This is a genomic window from Microlunatus parietis, assembly GCF_013407955.1.
In the GTDB taxonomy this organism is placed as follows: Bacteria; Actinomycetota; Actinomycetes; order Propionibacteriales; family Propionibacteriaceae; genus Microlunatus; species Microlunatus parietis.
In genome coordinates, this window is the sequence record NZ_JACCBU010000001.1 from 2,848,273 (window position 1) to 2,867,584 (window position 19,312).

General features: G+C 70.1%; 19 protein-coding genes. 12 read left to right on the forward strand and 7 right to left on the reverse strand.

What is annotated here, in order from left to right:
• Positions 1-15: 15 nt before the first annotated feature.
• Positions 16-1,239: a DUF418 domain-containing protein gene (locus tag BKA15_RS13635; RefSeq protein ID WP_218871295.1), complete on the forward strand. Its 1,224-nt coding sequence runs from the start codon at positions 16-18 to the stop codon at positions 1,237-1,239.
• A 1-nt stretch (position 1,240) separates the two neighbouring features.
• Here BKA15_RS13635 and BKA15_RS13640 read toward each other — a convergent pair whose 3' ends face one another.
• Positions 1,241-1,735, reverse strand: coding sequence for an SSI family serine proteinase inhibitor (locus tag BKA15_RS13640; protein WP_179751567.1), 495 nt, complete (start codon positions 1,733-1,735; stop codon positions 1,241-1,243).
• Positions 1,736-1,910: 175 nt separating this feature from the next.
• Between BKA15_RS13640 and BKA15_RS13645 the strand changes: the two genes are divergently transcribed.
• Both BKA15_RS13645 and BKA15_RS13650 read left to right on the forward strand, forming a co-directional pair.
• Positions 1,911-4,847, forward strand: a complete 2,937-nt coding sequence (locus BKA15_RS13645) for a S8 family peptidase (RefSeq protein ID WP_218871300.1) — start codon at positions 1,911-1,913, stop codon at positions 4,845-4,847.
• A 10-nt stretch (positions 4,848-4,857) separates the two neighbouring features.
• Positions 4,858-5,706: an AAC(3) family N-acetyltransferase gene (locus BKA15_RS13650; protein ID WP_179751571.1), complete on the forward strand. Its 849-nt coding sequence runs from the start codon at positions 4,858-4,860 to the stop codon at positions 5,704-5,706.
• 88 nt (positions 5,707-5,794) lie between these two features.
• Here BKA15_RS13650 and BKA15_RS13655 read toward each other — a convergent pair whose 3' ends face one another.
• Complete coding sequence (locus BKA15_RS13655; RefSeq protein ID WP_179751573.1) at positions 5,795-6,637, reverse strand: alpha/beta fold hydrolase; 843 nt, start codon at positions 6,635-6,637, stop codon at positions 5,795-5,797.
• 96 nt (positions 6,638-6,733) lie between these two features.
• Here BKA15_RS13655 and BKA15_RS13660 point away from each other — a divergent pair, with 96 nt between their 5' ends.
• A complete protein-coding gene (locus tag BKA15_RS13660; protein ID WP_179751575.1) occupies positions 6,734-7,321 on the forward strand; it encodes a TetR/AcrR family transcriptional regulator in 588 nt (195 codons plus the stop codon).
• Here the strand turns inward: BKA15_RS13660 and BKA15_RS13665 are convergent.
• Positions 7,310-8,077, reverse strand: a complete 768-nt coding sequence (locus tag BKA15_RS13665; protein WP_179751576.1) for an N-formylglutamate amidohydrolase — start codon at positions 8,075-8,077, stop codon at positions 7,310-7,312. The genes BKA15_RS13660 and BKA15_RS13665 overlap by 12 nt on opposite strands.
• A gap of 88 nt (positions 8,078-8,165) precedes the next feature.
• On the opposite strand from BKA15_RS13665, the gene BKA15_RS13670 reads away from it, so the two are divergent.
• The gene (locus tag BKA15_RS13670; RefSeq protein WP_179751578.1) at positions 8,166-8,558 is read left to right on the forward strand and encodes a hypothetical protein; all 393 of its coding nucleotides are present in this window, start codon (positions 8,166-8,168) and stop codon (positions 8,556-8,558) included.
• A 321-nt stretch (positions 8,559-8,879) separates the two neighbouring features.
• Here BKA15_RS13670 and BKA15_RS13675 read toward each other — a convergent pair whose 3' ends face one another.
• Together BKA15_RS13675 and BKA15_RS13680 are read right to left on the reverse strand one after the other, a co-directional pair.
• Positions 8,880-9,539 (reverse strand): response regulator transcription factor, encoded by a 660-nt coding sequence (locus BKA15_RS13675; RefSeq protein WP_179751580.1) that lies wholly within the window; start codon positions 9,537-9,539, stop codon positions 8,880-8,882.
• A complete protein-coding gene (locus tag BKA15_RS13680; RefSeq protein WP_179751582.1) occupies positions 9,524-11,113 on the reverse strand; it encodes a sensor histidine kinase in 1,590 nt (529 codons plus the stop codon). The genes BKA15_RS13675 and BKA15_RS13680 overlap by 16 nt, the downstream gene beginning before the upstream one ends.
• 135 nt (positions 11,114-11,248) lie before the next feature.
• Here BKA15_RS13680 and BKA15_RS13685 point away from each other — a divergent pair, with 135 nt between their 5' ends.
• Positions 11,249-11,758, forward strand: a complete 510-nt coding sequence (locus BKA15_RS13685) for an anthrone oxygenase family protein (protein WP_179751584.1) — start codon at positions 11,249-11,251, stop codon at positions 11,756-11,758.
• On the opposite strand, the gene BKA15_RS13690 is transcribed toward BKA15_RS13685, so the two are convergent.
• The gene (locus BKA15_RS13690) at positions 11,734-12,798 is read right to left on the reverse strand and encodes a LacI family DNA-binding transcriptional regulator (protein ID WP_179751586.1); all 1,065 of its coding nucleotides are present in this window, start codon (positions 12,796-12,798) and stop codon (positions 11,734-11,736) included. The two genes, BKA15_RS13685 and BKA15_RS13690, sit on opposite strands and share 25 nt — an antisense overlap.
• Positions 12,799-12,906: 108 nt before the next feature.
• Between BKA15_RS13690 and BKA15_RS13695 the strand changes: the two genes are divergently transcribed.
• The 6 genes from BKA15_RS13695 to BKA15_RS36860 all read left to right on the forward strand — a co-directional run bounded on the left by BKA15_RS13695 (position 12,907) and on the right by BKA15_RS36860 (position 18,977).
• The gene (locus BKA15_RS13695) at positions 12,907-14,217 is read left to right on the forward strand and encodes an ABC transporter substrate-binding protein (protein ID WP_179751588.1); all 1,311 of its coding nucleotides are present in this window, start codon (positions 12,907-12,909) and stop codon (positions 14,215-14,217) included.
• Positions 14,218-14,221: 4 nt separating this feature from the next.
• Complete coding sequence (locus BKA15_RS13700; RefSeq protein WP_179751590.1) at positions 14,222-15,139, forward strand: carbohydrate ABC transporter permease; 918 nt, start codon at positions 14,222-14,224, stop codon at positions 15,137-15,139.
• The gene (locus BKA15_RS13705) at positions 15,139-16,038 is read left to right on the forward strand and encodes a carbohydrate ABC transporter permease (RefSeq protein WP_179751592.1); all 900 of its coding nucleotides are present in this window, start codon (positions 15,139-15,141) and stop codon (positions 16,036-16,038) included. Before BKA15_RS13700 ends, BKA15_RS13705 begins: the two co-directional genes overlap by 1 nt.
• A 45-nt stretch (positions 16,039-16,083) precedes the next feature.
• Positions 16,084-17,133 carry a zinc-binding dehydrogenase gene (locus tag BKA15_RS13710; RefSeq protein WP_246322878.1) on the forward strand — a complete coding sequence of 350 codons (1,050 nt, stop codon included), beginning with the start codon at positions 16,084-16,086 and terminating at the stop codon, positions 17,131-17,133.
• Positions 17,130-17,942 carry a sugar phosphate isomerase/epimerase family protein gene (locus BKA15_RS13715; RefSeq protein ID WP_179751596.1) on the forward strand — a complete coding sequence of 271 codons (813 nt, stop codon included), beginning with the start codon at positions 17,130-17,132 and terminating at the stop codon, positions 17,940-17,942. Before BKA15_RS13710 ends, BKA15_RS13715 begins: the two co-directional genes overlap by 4 nt.
• Positions 17,943-18,047: 105 nt before the next feature.
• Positions 18,048-18,977, forward strand: coding sequence for a TRM11 family SAM-dependent methyltransferase (locus tag BKA15_RS36860; RefSeq protein ID WP_179751598.1), 930 nt, complete (start codon positions 18,048-18,050; stop codon positions 18,975-18,977).
• Here BKA15_RS36860 and BKA15_RS13725 read toward each other — a convergent pair.
• Positions 18,961-19,311, reverse strand: a complete 351-nt coding sequence (locus BKA15_RS13725) for a MerR family transcriptional regulator (RefSeq protein ID WP_179751600.1) — start codon at positions 19,309-19,311, stop codon at positions 18,961-18,963. The genes BKA15_RS36860 and BKA15_RS13725 overlap by 17 nt on opposite strands.
• Position 19,312 lies beyond the last annotated feature (1 nt).

Consider the following 19,312-nt stretch of genomic DNA (forward strand, 5'->3'; position numbering starts at 1 on the left):
GCAAGATGGGCCGCCGTGGACACGACCGCGGGACGCGGGCCGGTCCGGGTCGGCGAGCGCGCGCTGGCCCCGGACCTGGCCCGCGGGTTCATGCTGCTCGGCATCGTGCTGGCCAACACACCTCTGCTGCTCTACGGGGACGACTCCGGTGCGCCGCCTGCCCCGGCCGACGTGGTCGCACAGTCCGTGATCATGACCCTGATCGACCGGAAGGCGTACCCGATGTTCGCCTTCCTGTTCGGGTACGGGATGGTCCAGCTGTACCAGCGACAGCTCGACGCCGGCAGTCCTGCCGTCGGGGCCCGGCGGCTGCTCCAGCGACGCAACCTCTGCCTGATCGGGTTCGGGCTGGTGCACGCGGCGCTGCTCTGGGACGGCGACATCCTCGGTAGCTACGGGCTGCTCGGGTTGATCGTCGTCGCGGTCTTCCTCGGGCGTCGGGACCGGACCTTGCTCCGCGCGGCCGCCGTGCTGGCCGTCGGGCACGTCGTGGTTCTGGCCGCCGCCGTTGTCGTGGACCTGGTCTCCGACGGCGAGTACGGGATCACGCCGGCGATCCCGTACGTCACCGACTACTCCGGCACCGAGCAGACCTCGTACCCGCATTCGGTTCTGGCCAGGTCCACGGACTGGGCCCGCGGGCTCCTGGTGTACGGGCTCACGCCGCTGGTCATCGCGGCCGTGGTGCTGCTCGGCTGCTGGGCCGCTCGGCACCGGATCCTGGAACGTCCGCTGGACCACCTGCCGCTGCTGCGCCGGGCCGCCGTGGCCGGGTTGGCCGTCGGCTGGGCGGGCGGCGCCGGGTACGCCCTCGCCCACTTCCAGGTGATCCAGGTGCCGTACGCGTACGCCTGGCTGTACGAGGCGACCCAGGCGACCGGCGCGCTCGGCGGGCTCGGCTACGTCGCGGTCTTCGCCCTGGTCGCGGCGCGCTACCAGCTGCGGGAACGGATCCCGGGCCCGGTCGCCGTCGCGGTGATCGCCCTGGGCCAGCGATCGCTGTCCGGCTATCTGGCCCAGTCGGTGATCAACGCTCCGGTGTTCGCCGCGTGGGGCTTCGGGATCGGCGCCTGGATGACGTCCGCGCCGACCGCCCTGTTCGCGGTCGGGGTCTGGTTGATCACGGTCCTACTCGCTGAGGTGCTCCGGCAGCGCACCGTGCGCGGTCCGGCCGAGACGCTGCTCCGGCGGCTCGCCTATCGCTCCCCGTCCCGCACGGAAGTACGGGAGCCGCGGTAGGTCAGCTGCCGGCGCGCGGCAGCAGGCCGGCCAGCGCGTCCCAGCGGCCGATCTCGCAACCGTTGGTGCGGCTGAGCGTGCTGTTCACCGGCTTGCCGCGCCAGGTTCCGGTGATCGTGGCGGTCTGCGGACCGCCGTACTGCTCGGTGCAGGCGCGATCCGGCGGCACCGGCTGCAGCGCCTCCTCGTGGGACTGCAGGGCCGCGCAGGCCGCCTTCGGGTCGGGATGGTTGCCGCCGGCCGGGGCGCAGGTCAGCGTCCAGGTCGAGACGGTGCCGTTGCCGTTGTCGTACCGGATCGTCAGTTCGTCGCCGGGCGACGGCTGGGCCGTCGGCGGGCCGGAGGCTGAGGGGTTCGGCGACGGCTCGCTGGGACCGGACATGGTCGGCTCCTCACTGGGTGAGGCGGGCGTCGTTCCGGGTGCGCAACCGGCGGCCAGCCAGACCAGGCAACCCAGCAGCACCAGCCAGGTCGCCCGTCGGTACCCGTTCCGCATCCATTTCCTTCTTCTCGACGCGTCTCAACCCCGACTGCTAGCGTCAACCCTACCGGGGGGTCCAGTGGGGCTGGGCTCTTCGCATGTCCATGGCCCGGCGACCTCGTCGTGTAAGGGGTTCGACGCGGAGAGGATCGCGATGTTGGTCAGGAAACGTAGTCGGTTGGCTGCCCTCGTGACCGTCCTTCTGGTGACGGTCGGTCTGGTGGCGACGGTGCAGCCGGCGACGGCCGATCCGCTGCTGCCGGAGGCCATGTCGCTGACCGCGCCCGGGACCTACATCGTCACCCTGGCCGACCGGCCGCTGGCCACCTACGACGGGTCCCGGAAGGGCTTCGAGGCGACCCGGCCGGAGGACGGCCGCAAGGTCCGCGTCGACACCGACGCCGCGAAGGCGTACCGCGGGCTGCTGTCCCGGCTGCAGGACGGCATCGCCGACCTGGTCGGCGCGAAGGTGCTGCAGCGGTTCTCGGTCTCCCTGAACGGGTTCGCCGCCGAACTGACGCCGCGCCAGGCGCAGCGGCTGGCGCGGACCCCGGGCGTCCTCTCGGTGGTCAAGGACACCCTGATCCAGTCCGACGACGACCGACGCTCCACCGACTATCTCGGCCTCAGCGGCGACCAGGGCGTCTGGGAATCGCTGGGCGGCGCGAAGAAGGCCGGCGCGGGCGTCGTGGTCGGCGTGATCGACACCGGCATCTGGCCGGAGAACCCGTCCTTCGCCGGCGACCCGCTGAAGTCGGAACGCTCGGACGAGGAGTTCCAGCCGTACCGCGACGGCGACGAGGTCGTCCTGGAGAAGTCCGACGGGAGCACGTTCCGCGGCATCTGCCAGACCGGCGAGGAGTGGACCGCCGCGGAGTGCAACGACAAGCTGATCGGCGCCCGCTACTTCGGCGACGCCTGGATGGCCGCGGTCCCGCCGGCCTCCCGGCGCGACTTCATCTCGCCGCGGGACGGCTCCGGCCACGGTTCCCACACGGCCTCGACGGCCGCCGGCAACGCCGAGGTGCCGGCGAGTGTCGACGGAGTTCCGTTCGACGAGATCTCCGGCGTCGCGCCGGCGGCCAAGATCGCCGTCTACAAGGCGCTCTGGGAGGGTGCGACGGTCGAGCAGTCCGGCGGCTTCACCTCCGACATCGTCGCGGCCATCGACGCGGCCGTGGCCGACGGCGTCGACGTGATCAACTATTCCGCCGGCAGCGGCGACACCGCGCACGACGACCCGGTCGGCCTCGCCTTCCTGTCGGCCGCCTCGGCTGGCGTGTTCGTGGCGGCCTCGGCCGGCAACGCCGGCCCGGCCCCGGGCACCGTGGGCAACACCGAGCCGTGGATCACCTCGGTCGCCGCCCACACGATTCAGCCGTACGAGGGCACCGTGGTGCTCGGCGACGGACGGCAGTTCGCCGGCGCCAGCACCACGATCCGGGACGAGGTCGGGCCGTCGCCGCTGGTCACCGGCGCCACCGTCAAGACCGCCGCGGCCACGCCCGAGGACGCCGCGCTGTGCGGGCCCGGCACACTCGATCCGGCGCTGGCCGTCGGCAAGATCGTGGTCTGCGACCGCGGCACGTACGACCGGGTGGCCAAGTCGGCCGAGGTGAAGCGGGCCGGCGGGCTGGGCATGGTGATGGCGAATCTCGCCGAGGACACCACGGTCGGCGACCGGCACTCGGTGCCGACGGTGCACCTGAACCCGCCGGGCTCGGTCGACGTGAAGACGTACGCGGACACGGTCGGGGCCACGGCGACGCTGGTGCAGGGCAACCAGACCGACGTCAAGACCCCGTACCCGCAGATCGCCGACTTCTCCTCCCGCGGCCCGTCCGGATCGAGCCACGGCGACCTGGTCAAGCCGGACCTCGCCGCCCCGGGCGCGATGATCCTGGCCGCGGTCGCCCCGCCCAGCAACGAGGGACGCGACTACGACTTCTACGACGGCACCTCGATGGCGGCGCCGCACGTGGCCGGGCTGGCTGCGCTGCAGCTGACCAAGCACCCGACGTGGGAGCCGATGCGGATCAAGTCGGCCCTGATGACGACGGCCGGCAACCTGAAGAAGGCCGACGGCAAGGCGCTGACCGACCCGTTCGACCAGGGTGCGGGCGGTGTCCGGCCGGGGAAGATGTTCGATCCGGGCCTGGTCTTCGACGCCTCGGACGACGACTGGCTCAGCTATCTCGAGGGGCTGGGCATCGACACCGGCACCGGTGCCGAGGAGATCGACCCGAGCGACTACAACAGCCCGTCGATCGCGATCGGCGAGCTGCTGCAGCACCAGACCGTGACCCGGAAGGTGACCGCGCTGAAGCCGGGGATCTATCGGGCCAAGATCAACATCCCCGGCATCCGGGCCAAGGTGACGCCGTCCATCCTCAGCTTCGACGAGGCCGGGCAGACCAAGACGTTCAAGGTCAGGTTCGAGAAGGACACCGCGCCGTACGACAAGGCGGCCACCGGCTTCCTCACCTGGAGCGGAGCCGGTACCTACGCCCGGCTGCCGCTCGCGATCACGCCGGTCCAGCTGTCGGCGCCCGAGGTGGTGTCCGGCACCGGCCGCAGCGGCTCGCTGCGGTACGAGGTCGTGCCCGGCGTCGACGGCGACTTCCCGATCACCAAGTACGGCCTCGCCGGCGGGACCGCCGAGAAGGGTTCGCTGAAGCCCTCGGAGCAGAAGCAGTACCCGGTGACGATCGAGGAGGGCACCAAGGCCGCCCAGATCTCGGTCCGGTCCGAGTACGAGCAGGCCGACCTGGACCTCTACCTGTACCGGATCGTCGACGGGACCCCGGTGCCGGTCGGCCAGTCCGCCGGGCCGACCGCGGACGAGACCGTACGGCTGACCGCGCCGCCGGCCGGCGAGTACGTGGCCGTGGTCGAGGGTTACGCGAACGCGCCGGAGACCGAGACCACGCCGTACGTGTACCGGAGCGCGTCGGTGACCGACCAGACGTCGGAGGGCTCCTTCACCGTCCGGCCGTCGGATCCGACCGCGGAGGTCCAGGAGCCGATCGACGTCACGGTCCGCTGGCGTGGGCTGGAACGGGACATTCCCTATCTGGGCTACATCGAGTACCGGGACGGCTCCGGCACCTTGGTCACGATCAATTGATGATCACGGCATGACCGATCGGGTGACGGGTGAGGACGAGCTCGTCGCCGGCCTGGAACGGCTCGGGCTCGGCGCGGAGTCGATCGTGTTCCTGCACGCCTCGCTGCGGTCGTTCGGCCGGGTCGACGGCGGTGCCCAGACGGTGATCACCGCGGTCCGGCAGGTCTGCGGCACCGTGCTGATGTTCGGTGCGGTCGGCGAGCGGACCGGCGTGCCGGCCCCGCCCGGCCTGGTCCGGCCGAACAATTCCTTCTACCAGGCGGATTCCTGGGCGGCCTTCGACGCCGCCGTGGCCGCCGCGACCCCGGCGGGGCCGGGCCTGCCGACGGACGGCTGGCTCGGCGCGGTCGCGGCCGCGTTCGCCGACCAGCCGGACGTGATCAGCGGTGATCATCCGCTGTACCCGTTCCGCGCCGCCGGCGATCATGCCGAGGAGTTGATCAAGGGCCAGCGGCCGGACCGGATGCTCGGCCCGGTCGAGGTGCTGGACCGGCTGGACGGCGATGTGCTGCTGCTCGGTGTCGGGCACCACGCCAACACCACGATCCACCTCGCCGAGCAGCGACTGGGGCGTTCCCTGTTCTACCGGTACGCCGTCGTCGCGCCCGGGGTCTGGGCCGAGGTGCCGAACGTCTCCGGCGAGTCGCACAACTTCGATGATCTTGAGCCCCGACTCGCCCCGGTGACCGCGGAGACCATGATCGGGAACTGCCGGGCCCGGCGGATCCCGGCCCGCGCGGTGCTGGCGTCCGCCACATCGGTGATCATGAACGACCCCGCCGCGCTGCTCTGCCCGGATCCGGACTGCCGTTGCGGCGGGGCGTTGCGGCAGCGGCTCGCCGTACTCGCCGGGGAGTGAGCCTCGTGGCGAACGCGCACTGAGCCTGTCGAAGTGCCGAGCCGGACCGGGCCTTACCCTTCGACGGGCTCAGGGAACGTGTTCGACCTCAGTCCTTCACGAACTCCAGCAGGGCCTGGTTGACCTCGTCGGCGTCGGTCCAGAGCAGGCCGTGCGGCGCTCCCTCGACCTCGACGTAGCTCGCCTCCGGCACGGCGGCATGGAACCGCCGGCCAGTGGCGTCGATCGGCAGGATCCGGTCGCCGGTGCCGTGCAGGATCAACACCGGCTTGCCGGTGTCCCGGACCGCCGCCACGTCGTCGCGGAAGTCCTCGATCCAGGTCGGCACCACCGCGTAGGCGGCGACCGGAGCGGACCGGGTGGCCGTGTTCCAGTTGGCCGTGACGGCCTCTTGGCTGATCTTGCTGCCGAGGTTCTCGTCCAGGTTGTAGAAGTCGTTGTAGAACGCGGTGAACCAGGCGTAACGATCTTCGCGAGCGGTCGCGGCGATGCCGTCGAAGACCTTCTGCGGCACGCCCTCGGGGTTGTCGTCGCGCTGCACCAGGAACGGTTCCAGCGACGCCAGGAAGGCGAGCTTGGCGACCCGATCATGACCGTGGTTCTTGACGTAGCGGGCCAGTTCGCCGGTGCCCATCGAGAAGCCGACCAAGATCACGTCCGTGAGGTCGAGGGTCTCCAGCACTGCGTTCAGATCCGCGGCGAAGGTGTCGTAGTCGTACCCGTCGTTGATCTTGCTCGACTGCCCGAACCCGCGGCGGTCGTAGGTGATCACCCGGTGGCCGGCGGCGAGCAGGTCCCGGGTCTGCCGCTCCCAGCTGTGCCCGTCCAGCGGGTAGCCGTGGATCAGTACGACCGGCCGGCCGCTGCCCTGGTCCTCGTAGTAGAGCTCGATCGGCGTGCTGTTCTGTGTCCCGACGGTGATGGTGGCCATCAGTCTCTCCCCTTCGACTCTCGCGGAGAACGCTCGTTCTCCGGCTCTGTCGTCTAGAGTAGAGAACGATCGTTCTCAATGCAAGGGGTGTGCCCGATGCCAAGGAGTGCAGGTGTCATCGACGAGGAGACCGCGCGGCAGCGGCTGGTCGAGGCGGCCGATCGGCTGTTCTACGCGCGCGGCGTCCAGGCCGTCGGCATGGACGCGGTCCGGTCCGAGGCCGGGGTGTCGCTGAAGCGGATCTACGCGCTGTTCCCGTCCAAGGACGACCTGGTCACGGCCGTCCTGGGGCGCCGCTCCGCCCTGTGGGCCGACGGGATCGAGGCCGCGCTGGCCACCGCCGACGACCCGGCGGAGAAGCTGCTGGCGATCTTCGACTACCTGGACGACTGGTTCCACGAGCCCGATTTCCGCGGCTGCGCCTTCATCAATCTGTACGGCGAGCTGGGGCCGAGCTCGCCCAACGCGGCCGAGGCGGTGCGCCGGCAGAAGCGCGGCTTCGCCACCCTGGTGGCCGGACTGGTCGCCGAGGCCGGATTGCCGGACGACCTGGCGCCGCAACTGGTCGTGCTGGTCGAGGGGGCTCAGACCACCGCAGCGATCCTCGGTGATCCCGAGGTGGCCCGGCAGGCCAAGGCGGCGGCCGTGGTCCTGATCGAGGAGGCGCGCCGGTCAGGCGAGTGAGTCGATCAGTCCGGCCAGGGTCTCCGCCCGACGACGTACCGCGGCGACGGTGTCGCACCCGTCCCGGCGCAGTTCGATCATCACCGCGGTGACCCGGAGCGTCTTCCGGTACTGCCGCAACGGCACATAGCACCCGGCGAACGGCTGGTCGGTCACGACCGCGCCGAGGGGTGAGAACGCGGCGACGGCGGCGTCGCGGAGCCGGTCCGGCGTGTGGAAGGGGTCCGTACCGATGCAGGTCATCGGGCGGCGGCGGTCCGGGTGCAGCTCGTACGGCAGCGGGTCCCGCGGATAGGAGTGCAGGTCGATCACGATCGCCCGGCCGACGGCGACCAGCCGAGCGTCGACCAGATCGGCCATCCCCTCGGCGTACGGGCGGTAGAAGCGGGCCAGCAGGTCCTCCTTGCTGCGATCGTCGGGGGCCCGCAGCGGCCGGCGGGTCGAGGTCTTGGTGTAGACCGCGCCCATCCCGACGGCGGCCATCTCCTCCCGGTCGTCCGGGAACCGTTCCGGATCGACCACCAGCCGGGAGTACCGGTTGATCGCGAGCCATGGCCGGGCCTTGGCCAGGCCTGCGGCCAGCCGGCCGATCTGGTCGGTGCCGGCATCCGTCATCGCGGCCAGCTCGGCGGCCAGCTCGTCGTCGTCGAGCAGCAGACCGGACCGTACGTCCGCCGGGATCTCCGTCGCCGCATGCGGCAGGTGCACGATCACCGGCGACTCCGGCGCGCCCGGGACGACGGTGAGGGGACTCATCGTGCCGCTCCGTACCGCCGCGGACTTGATGAAAGAGCTCTCATCCTCACTTCCTCGCCTTCTCATCGCTGGCTGGTTTGGTAGAACCATGCAGAACAGGACCAAGTGGATCATCACGGGCGGCGCAGCAGCGTTCGTCCTCGCCCCCGTCGCGGCCTTCGGCCTGCCCGCCCTCTCGCAGGAGCCGCTGGCCGGTTCCGGTTACGTGGCGCACGCGGCCGACCCGGCGGCGGACCCGAACGCCAAGCCGAACCCCGGTGAGGACACCGGCAAGCCGACCCCCGCGAAGACCCCGGTCAGCCCGAAGTCTGCCGTGACTCCGCCCACTCCGCAGACCAGCGCCACGCCGAAGAGCGCCCAGACCACGCAGACGGCTGCGTCCGCGCAGACCGCCCAGAGCGCGCAGTCGCCGCGGACCACGCAGACGCCGAAGAGCGCGAACTCCGCCGTCTCGCCGGCCTCCCCCGCGTCGGCCGACTGACCGCGAACCGCGCAGTTCCGGTGCCCTGAGTTCGTCGGAGGGCCAGGCCAGTTCCCGCATCAGCGCTCCCCGCGAGCCTTGTGGCCTGGCCCTTCGACAGGCTCAGGGCACTGTCATGTCTGAGCGCGTCGGTGGGGGAGTTTCCGCCGGATACTCGAGGCCGAATTTCCCGACCGTCGTTGTCCGTCTCGCCGCGCACCCAGGCTTGCACGCTGAGCGGGCCATCCGGCAGGCAGGGAGCCCAGGCGCCGTTGTCGGAGCGCCGCACCAGCAGCACGGAGTCGTCCTTGATCACGACCGCCTGCCGACCGTAAATCGCGCTCAGGAGACGAGGCGGTAGCCGGCGCCGCGGACGGTGAGGATCCGGTGGGCGCCGATCTTGTTGCGCAGGTAGCGGATGTAGACGTCGACGACGTTGGAGCCGGGGTCGAAGTCGTAGCCCCAGACCCGGGAGAGCAGTTGCTCCCGGGTCATCACCTGTCCGGGGTTGCGGAGCAGGGTCTCCAGCAGCGAGAACTCCCGCGCCGACAGTTCGACGGTACGGCCTCCGACGCGGGCCAGCCGGGTGTGCAGGTCGAGGCCCAGATCGCCGTGGGAGAGCGTGGTCGGCTGCTCGGTCGAGGTCTGCCGCAGCCGGATCCGGACCCGGGCCAGCAACTCCTCGATCCGGAACGGCTTCGCCATGTAGTCGTCGGCACCGCTGTCCAGCCCGGCCACCGTGTCGGTCACCGAGTCGCGCGCGGTCAGGATGATCACCGGCAGCGTGAAGCCCTGGCCACGCAGCCGTTCCAGCACCGCGAAACCGTCCAGCCCGGGCAGCCCGATGTCCAGCACCAACAGCTCGAACTGATCACTCAGCGCCAGCTCCAGCGCCTCCGGCCCGGTCGCCGCGACGGTGGTGGTGTGGCCGGCGGCGCGCAGCCCCTTCTCCACGAACGAAGCGATCCGGGACTCGTCCTCGGCGATCAAGATCGCGGCCATGGGCTCTCCTGTTCCGTCGCGATGGGGTGCCGGTGGTCCGGCACCTCGACTTCTTCGGTACGGGAATCGTCGGTGATCACCGGTAGATCGAGGGTGAACGTCGAGCCACGGCCCGGGCGGCTGTGCAGCAGCACCCGGCCACGGTGCGCGGTGGCGATGGCATCGACGATGGCCAGCCCGAGCCCGGAACCCTCCGGGTGACCCGAAGCATGATCATGCTCGGGCGCCGGGCCGGACCGGGCGAACCGCTCGAAGATCCGTTGATGATCTTCGGCCGCGATGCCGGCGCCCTCGTCGCGGACGCTCAGCCGGAGCCGATGGGAGGTCGGATGGTCGGGGTCCGGGAGGACCTCGGCGCCGAGCGCGATCACCGAGCCGTCCGCCGAGTGCCGTACCGCGTTGGACACCAGTTGGACCAACGCCTGGGTGATCCGCTGCTGGTCGAGTTCGATCACCGCGTGCACGGTGCGGTCGATCCGCCAGCGCCGGTCGGCCAGCGGTTTCACCTTGTCCAGCACGGATCCGAGCAGATCGTCGACGTCCACCGGGCCGGGCCGGACGAAGTCGGGCCGGCGCGACTTGGCCAAGATCATCAGGTCCTCGACGATCCGCCGCATCCGGGCCAGCTCGTCCAGCGACAGGTCGACGGTCTCGGCGACCTCGGTCGGGTTCCGCTGGTCGAGCAGCTCCAGATGCCCCTGCACGATGGTGATCGGCGTCCGCAGCTCGTGGCCCGCGTCGTCGAGCAGGTTGCGCTGTTCGTCGAACGAGGTGGACAGCCGGTCCAGCATCGCGTTCATGGTGTGGCCGAGGTCGGCGATCTCGTCGCCGCTGGTGAGTTGATCTTCGGGGATCCGCCCGGACAGGTTGCCCTCGCCGATCTCCTGCGCGGTCTGGCGCAGGGTCCGGAGCGGGGCCAGCAGCTTGCCGGAGACGACGAACCCGACCAGCCCGACCAAGATCAACGCCACCACGCAGACCAGCGCGTAGGTGCGGTAGGTGCTGTTCAGCGGTCCGAACGCGGTGTCGATGTCGACCGCCGCCACGTAGTGCCCCACGTCGTCGGAGCCGGGCAGCTGGGCGGTGACCGAGACGAAGGCGAGGTTGCGATTCCGCTCGTTGCTGATCTGCTGGGGCAGGATCGGGTCGCCGGGCCTGACCTGGGCCGCCTTGGCGATCACCTCCGGATCGCCCTGCACCGAGGTCTGCAGCTCCGACTGCTTGTTCGGGTGCAGTTCCAGCTTGCCGTTGACCAGCCCGAGGACGGCCTCGTTCTCGTCCGGGTAGGTCGCCTTGATGGTCGCTCGGAGCAGCGCCTCGACCGTGGTGATGTTGGCCCCGCCGGGCCCGTTCATGGCCTCGTTGCTGGCCTCGAAGAACTCGTTGACCTCCTGCCTCAGCGCGGCCTCGACGCCGTCGTACACGTCCTGCCGACTGATCGCGTACGAGGTCAGGCCGGCGGCCATCATGCCGAGGGCGGTCGTCATCAGGACCGCGGTGAGGATCCGGAACCGGACCGACCAGCCGCGCGGGCGCTTGGGCGCGCCGGGCCGGTGGTCGCGGACGGGTTCCATTCGACCATCCTGACAAATCCGGGCGGGACAACACGGATCCCGGCGATGAGACTCCTCTCATCGCGAGACGCCCGGACATGGCGTCGAGCGCCGAAAGGATGGCAGGACGGTCGGCCGGGCGGTTGACTGAACGCCATGTTCACCGTGCTTCAGGCCGTAGCGCTGGTGGCGGCCACGCTGTCCACCGGCTTCATGGCCTCGCTGTTCATCACCTACTCGGCGGTGATCATGCCCGGGCTCGGAGGCGCCGACGACCGGACGTTCGTCGCCGGCTTCCAGCGGCTGGATGCCGCCCTGGTGACGCCCGCCTTCCTCCTGCTCGGCTTCCTGGGCGCGTTGATCTTTACCGGCCTGGCCGGCCTGCTGCAGCTCGGCTCCGAACAGCGGGCCGCGCTGCCCTGGATCATCGCCGCGTTCGTGCTCTATCTGGCCACGTTCGTGATCACGATCGCCGTACACCTGCCGTTGAACAACGGCCTCAAGGAAGCCGGCCACCCGGACCGGATCGCCGACCTGGCCGCCGTCCGGGCCGCGTTCCGAGAGCAGACCTGGCTCGCCTGGAACCACGTCCGGTCCGTCGTCGGGCTGATCGCCTTCGGTTGCCTGGCCTGGGCCCTGGTTCAGTTCGGGCGATCGCTGGGCTGACCGGTCGACTCCCTGATCATCAGCCGGTGCGGCACGACGTAGTTGCGGCCCGGTTCCCGGTTGCCCTCGATCCGTTCCAGCAGCGCCTCGATCGTCTGCTCGGCCAGCGCCTCCAGATCCGGCGCCACCGAGGTCACGGTCGGGCTGACGTACTCGGTGTCGATGATGTTGTCCCAGCCGACGACGGCGATGTCATCCGGCACCCGCACCCCGGCCCGCTTCAGCCCGCGGATCACGCCGATGGCCAGCAGATCGCTGCAGCAGACGATCGCATCGCAGCCGAGCAGGTCCTCCCCGGCGTCGGAGATCGCCTGCTCACCCATCTCCCGGGTGAACCGGCCGGTGGTGAACACCCGGCGTTCCGCCAGCTCCAGGCCATGGTCGGCCAGCCGGTCCCGTACGCCCACCATCCGGATCTCGCCGACGGCGGTGGGCCGATCCGGGGTCCGGCCGACGTAGCCGATCCGGCGCCGGCCGGTCCCGTGCAGATGATCGACCACCTCGGCGGCGGAGGCGTGATTGTCGATCGCGACGTAGTCGGCATGACTGCCCGGCAGCGGCGCCGCCAGCAGCACCATCGGAGTGCGCCGGCTCATCGCGGCCATCGCCTCCTGGTCGATCGCGAACGGGCTGAAGATCACTCCGTCGATCCCGTGCCCCGGGTAGCCCGCCGCCGCCTGCTCCTCCCGCTCCGGCACGCCGCCGGTCTCGTCCATCACCACGGTGTACCCGCGCGGTGACGCAGCGGCGATCATGGCATGCGCCAACGCCCCCAGATAGGGCTCGTCGATCCGGGGCAGGGCCAGCGTGATCATGGTGCTGCGGCCGCTCTGCAGCTGCCGCCCGGCCAGGGACGGCCGGTAGTCGAGCTCCTCGATCGCGGCCAGCACCCGGGCCCGGGTGGAGTCGCGGACGTTCGACCGCTGGTGCACCACGTTGGTCACCGTCTTCAGCGACACCCCGGCCAGCGCCGCGACGTCCTTGATCCGGGCCGGCCTGGTCCGGTCGGGGTCGCGGGATGACGACTCGATGGTTGCCATGGACGTCCTTGAGAAATCGACGGTTCGGGTCTTGACATCCTAGGGTCTCCAGCGGATTCTAACGTTAGATTCTAACGCTAGAAGTTTCACCAGGACACAGGAGTCACGATGAAGCCGAAGGTCGCGATCGACCGCCGGACCCTGCTCTCGGCCGCAGGGCTGACCACCTTGGCGCTGGCCGCCGGCTGCACCGGCCCGGCACCGGGCGGAGGGCCGGCCCAGCAGGAGACCTCGGCCCAGCAGGAGATCCGCTACATGATCGGCCAGCCCGAGGATCCGGCCGATCTCGAACTGATCCGCGCCGATCTGAAGAAGTTCGAGGCCGCCAAGCCGGGGATCACCGTGAAGCTGGACGTGATCCCGACCGACACCGTGCGCACCGTGCTGCAGACGCAGCTGCGGTCCGGCCAGGGGCCGGACGTGTTCGGCTACGACACCGGCCCGGGCTTCGCCGGCGCGCTGGCCGAGGCCGGGCTGCTCTACGACCTCACTGCCGCGTACGAGGAGCGGAAGTGGCCCGTCTTCGAGTTCGCCAAGCAGCGGGTCACCTTCGACGGCAAGATCGTCGGCGTCCCCAGCCAGATCGAACAGGTCGGCCTGTTCTACAACAAGGAGCTGTTCGCGAAGTTCGGCCTGGCCGAGCCGGGCAACCTGGCCGACCTCGAGGCCGCGGCGCGCACGCTCGCCGACAACAAGATCATTCCGCTCGCGGTCAGCGACAAGGAGGGCTGGCAGGGCGGCCACCTGCTGAGCATCACGCTGTCCAGTCAGGTCGGCTCCGCCGGGATGGACGCCCTGCTCTCCGGCGGGCGGCCCTGGGACTCGCCCGAGGTGGTCGAGGCGCTCGCGGTCTGGGAGCGGTTCTCCAAGGCCGGGCTGCTGACGCCGTCGCCGGCCGCGGTGACGTACGACAACGCCAACGCGCTCTTCTACTCCGGCAAGGCGGCGATCAACCCGACCGGCAGTTGGCTCGCGCTGGACATCGAACGCAACGCCAAGTTCGAGGTCGGTTTCATCCCGTTCCCGGCGCCGAACGGGCGGGGCATCTTCAGCGGCGGGCTCGGCTCGGGCACGTTCGTCTCGGCCGGCACCACCAAGGCCGAGGCCGCGATCGCGCTGCTGGACTATCTGCAGACGCCGGAGCACGGCCGCTGGGCGGTGGAGAACCTGCAGGACATTCCCGCCTACCCGGTGGACACCGCCGGGATCAAGGCCAGCCCGCTGTTCACCCAGATCCTCGACGACGCGGCCAAGATCGCCGAGGGCACCGGCGACTTCGGCTACAACATCGACGTCCTGACCGGTGATCAGTTCAACAACGCCATGTGGAAGGGGATCCAGGGCATTCTGACCGGCCAGGCGACCGCGGCCGAGGTGGCCGGCCGGATGCAGGACGCCGCCGCCAAGGACGGGAACTGAGCCGATGGCCTCGTTCAGCCACCTGCCCCGGGTCACTCGGCGCGCCCAGGCCCGGCTCGGACTGATCCTGGTGCTGCCGGTGATGGCGCTGGTGATCATCTTCTTCCTGTTCCCGATGATCAGCGCGCTCTACTTCTCCGTGGTCGACTTCGACGGGCTCGATCCCACCCCGCCTTTTGTCGGCGCCGCCAACTTCACCGAGATGTTCGGCGATCCCGAGGTCTGGCGGGCTCTGGGCCGGAACGCGATCTGGATCGTCATCGGCACCGCGGCGCCGATGGTGATCGGCCTGGTGGTGGCGCTGCTGGTCTGGACGGTCCGGTCCGGCAGCGTGGTCTACCGGCTGATCTTCTTCCTTCCGTACGTGCTGCCCGGCGTCGCGATCGGGATCGTCTGGGGCTGGATCTACGACCCGGTCAGCGGGTGGCTGAACCGCGCCCTGGACCTGGTCGGTCTCGGCGGGCTGCAGCGCGGCTGGCTGGGTGACCCGAACACCGCGCTCTATGCGGTGCTGGCGACAGCGATCTGGGCCACCTGCGGCTTCGTGATCATGGTCGTCCTGTCCGCCCTGCGCAACGTGGACACGGAGTTGGTCGACGCGTCCCGGATCGACGGGGCCGGGCCGTTCGCCCGGCTGCTGCACGTGGTCCTGCCGCAGATCATGCAGGTGCTGCTGATGGTCCTGACGCTGATCCTGGTCGGCGGCTTCAGCGTCTTCGACATCATCTTCATCATGACCGGCGGCGGTCCCGCCGACGCGACGAACGTCCTCGGTACGTATGCGTACAAGAGCGCCTTCCAGCTGAACCGGATCGGCTACGGCACCGCGTTGGCGTTGTTGATCACCGTGCTGTCGATCCCGTTCGCGGTTGGCCTGAACCGACTGCAGCGACGACTGTCCTTGCAGGGAACGGGGGCCTGATGTCCGTGCAGACCTCGCTCAGTGAGCGGACGCCGATCGTCGCCGAGCCGCCGCGGACGCTGCGCCGGTGCAGTGCCCGGACCACCGGAGGACTGCTGGTCCGGCACCTGGTCCTGGCGGTGCTGGCGTTGTTCACGCTGTTCCCGGTGATCATGGTGGTCTCCACCACGTTCAAGTCCGAGGCCGACGTCCGCACCCGGCCGTTCGACCTGTTCAGTTCCTTCTCGTTCGAGAATCTGAGCACGGCCTGGACCCAGGGCGAGTTCAGCCGCTACCTGGTGGACAGCATCCTGCTCACCGTGCCGAGCACCGCGCTGGTAGTGATCATCTCCACGATGGCGGGCTACGCGTTCGCCCGGCTGCCGTTCCCCGGCCGGTCGATCATGTTCTACTCGGTGGTGCTGGGACTGCTGGTGCCGTTCTTCACCTACATGATCCCGCTGTATTTCCAGCTCCGGTCGATGGGACTGCTGGACACCTTGATCGGCGCGATCCTGGTGCTGACGATGACCGGGATCGCGTTCGGCACCTTCTTCATGCGCGCCTTCTTCACCGACCTGCCGGACGAGTTGGAGCAGTCGGCCCGAGTGGACGGCTGCTCCGAGGCGCAGATCTTCCTCCGGGTGCTGTTGCCGCTGGTCCGGCCCGGCCTGGGAGCGCTGACCGTGTTCACCTTCCTGGCCAACTGGAACAACTTCCTCGTCCCCCTGCTCTATCTGCCCAGCGGCCGGTACCGTCCGCTGACCACGGGGCTGTACATGTTCACCGGCGGCCGGTCGCTCGACATCGGGCCGCTTGCCGCCGGGACCTTGATCACCATTCTGCCGGTCCTGATCGTCTTCCTCGCCCTGCAGCGCCAGGTCACGCAGGGCTTCCTGTCCGGAGCGATCAAGGGTTGATCACTCGTACCGTCCCATCCATGAAGGAGCATGCCCGTGGCATCCATGGTCAGTTTCGTCGAGCCCCGCGTGGCCGAGGTCGTCGCCGAGGATGAGCGGCCGGTCGGGCCGGGAGAGGTACGGCTGCGTACCCTCTTCACCGGCATCTCGGCCGGCACCGAGCTCACCGCCTATCGCGGCACCAACCCGTATCTCAACCGGTATTGGGATTCCGGGGCCAGGCTGTTCCGGCCCGGTGACACCAGCCTGACCTTCCCGGTCAACGGTTGGGGGTACGAGGAGGTCGGCGTCGTCGTCGAAACCGGACCGGACACGGACGGTGTCGCCGTCGGCGACATCAGCTGGGGCACCTGGGGCCACCGGACCCACACCGTCCAACCGGTCGAGAAGGTCCTGCGCAAGCTGCTGCCGCCCGGCGCGGATCCGCGGCTGGGCATCTTCTCCCAGATCGGCGCGATCGGGCTCAACCTGGTGCTGGACGCCGACATCCACGTCGGCGAGACGGTGGTGATCTTCGGCGCCGGCGTGCCCGGCCAGATCGCCGCCCAGTTGGCCCGGCTGAACGGGGGCCGGGTGATCATCGTGGACAAGATCGCGGACCGGCGCGCCCGGGCCCTGGATCTGGGCGCCGACCTTGCGCTGGACCCGGACGAGGGCCCGATCGCGGAGCGGGTCCGGGAGCTGACCGACGGCCGGGGCGCCGACGTCTGCCTCGAGGTGACCGGCCACTATCCGGCGCTGCACGAGGCGATCCGGACGGTGGCCTACAACGCGCGGGTCTGTGTCGCCGGGTTCATGCAGGGCGAGGGGGCCGGACTGCGGCTCGGCGAGGAGTTCCACCACAACCGGGTCTCCTTGATCTGCTCGCAGATCTCCGGCGTTTCACCCGCCCTGCAAGGGCGTTGGGACTTCGAGCGGTTGTCCCGGACCGCGATCGAGCTCGGCGTCGCGGGCCGGCTGAAGCTGACCGAGTTGATCACCCACACCTGGCCGTTCGACAAGGCGGCCGAGGCGTTCCGGCTGCTCGACGAGCATCCCGAGCAGGCGCTGCAGGTCGTTCTCGAGGTCGACGACGACGCGAAGGAGCAGGTATGAGCATCAGACTGGCCGCCGCCGAGGGCACCCTGCCCGGCGAGACCCTGGAGGAGAAGTACGCGTTCGTCCGCTCGGTCGGCTTCGACGGGATCGAGCTGTCCGGGCAGGGCGACGGGATCTTCGCCGGCCGGTCCGACGAGCTCGCCCGGGCCCGCGACGCCGGCGTGATCATGCCGACGGCGGTGGTGCACATGGACCACTTCATCGGCGACTTCGATCATGACCGGCGGCGGGACGCGATCGAGCAGGTGAAGCAACTGCTGTCGACCATCGTCGTCGCCGGCGGCACCGGCATCGTCTCGCCGCATGCGTACGGGCTGTTCTCCAAGCGGCTGCCGCCGTTCACGCCGCCAAGGTCGGACGCGGACTCGCGCAAGCTGCTCGTGGAGGCGCTGCGCGAGCTCGGTGATCATGCCGCGTCGGTCGGCGCGACCCTCTACTTGGAGCCGTTGAACCGCTACGAGGACTTCGTGATCAACACGCTGGCCGACGCGGTGTCGGTGGTGCAGGAGGCCGACTCGCCCAGCGTGGCGGTGATCGCGGACACGTACCACATGTCGATCGAGGAGGCCGATGTCGGCGCCTCGATCCGCGCCGCGGGCCCGCTGATCAAGCACGTCCAGCTCGGCGACAGCAACCGGCTGGAGCCGGGTGCGGGTCACTACGACTGGCCCGAGACGCTCGGGGCGCTGGCCGACATCGGCTATGACGGCTGGCTCGCGATGGAGTGCCGACTGAGCGGTCCGGTCGAGGAGGTGCTGCCGCGGGTGGCGACCCTGCTCCGGACTCCGCCGGCCGGGGCGAGCTAGTAGGGTCGCCGGTGTTCGCCGAGCGAGGAGGACGGGGCGATCACCGACTATCTGATCCAGTACGCGGCCGGGACCGGACCGCTGGCCGCCGAGGCGTTGCGGCAGGTGGTCCCGGATGCCCGGCCGCTGTTCACCGACGACAGTGCGACGCTGGTGCGGACCAGCCGGAAGCTGACCTCGGCGGACCCGTTGCCCTTTGCCAACAACGCCTTCCGGGTGATCGCCAAGGTGCCGCGGGGCAAGATCATCGGGGCGATCAGGAAGCTCGCCGCCCAGGTGCCGAAGGCCGACCTGGAGCCCGCCGGACGGCAGGGCTTCCGGGTGATGGCCCAGCTGGACGGCCAACTGACCGCGATCGACCGAGCCGCCCGGAGCGACCTCGAGCGGGCCCTGTCGGCGAAGGTGCGCGGCCGGGTCAGCAGCCGCGGCGGCGGCGACGAGTACTGGTTGATCGGCCGGAAGGACCTCGGCGAACTCCTGCTGGCGTACCGACTGCCGAAGCAGCGCAGCCGGAAGGTCGCGGCCGGCGCGCTTGCCCCGGAGCTGTCCTCGATGCTGGTGGCGGCCTCGCGGCCGGACCGGCGGGACCGCTTCCTGGATCCGTTCGCCGGGTCCGGCGCGCTGGTCGCGGCGCGACTCGCGCAGCCGGCCCGCCGGATCGACTACGTCGACGAACGGCTCGACGAGCTGCGGCCGAATCTGCCGGACGTGCTGCGCCGCAAGCGGGACTCGCTACGGATGTTCGCCGGGGATGCGCGGCGGCTGACCATGATCGATGATCATGACGTGGACGTGATCGTCACCGATCCGCCGTGGGGCGAGCACGAGGACGTCGACGGCCCGTACGAGACCTTCGTCGCCGACGTCGCCGCCGAGTTCGACCGGGTGCTCAGCCCCAGACACGGCCGCCTGGTCCTGCTCAGTTCACGCCGCCGAGCCGACTTCTGGTCCGCCGCCCTCGGGCCGCTCGCGGAGGAGACGTTGGAGATCTTGATCAACGGCCATCCGGCCACGGTGATCATCGGATCGCGCTGAGCTTGCCCTTCAGCCGGTCCCTGGTGTCCTGCAGTGCCGCCAGCCTGGTCTCGACGTCGGCCAGCCTGGCTCGATAGGTCCGCTTCGGCAGGTCCGGGTCCGCGCAGCGCTCCCGATCGTGGTCGTCCAAACAGGGCACGAGTTCCTTGACCCCGTCCAGGGTCAGCCCGCTCGCGAGCAGCTCGGCGATCGCCCGCACCCGCTCGACCGCCGGCTCGTCGTAGTCCCGCCAGTCGTTGCCGCCGCGCCGGGCGTGCAGCAGGCCGTGCTGCTCGTAGTACCGCAGCGACCGCCGGCTGACACCGGTCCGGCGGGCCAGCTCACCGATCCGCATC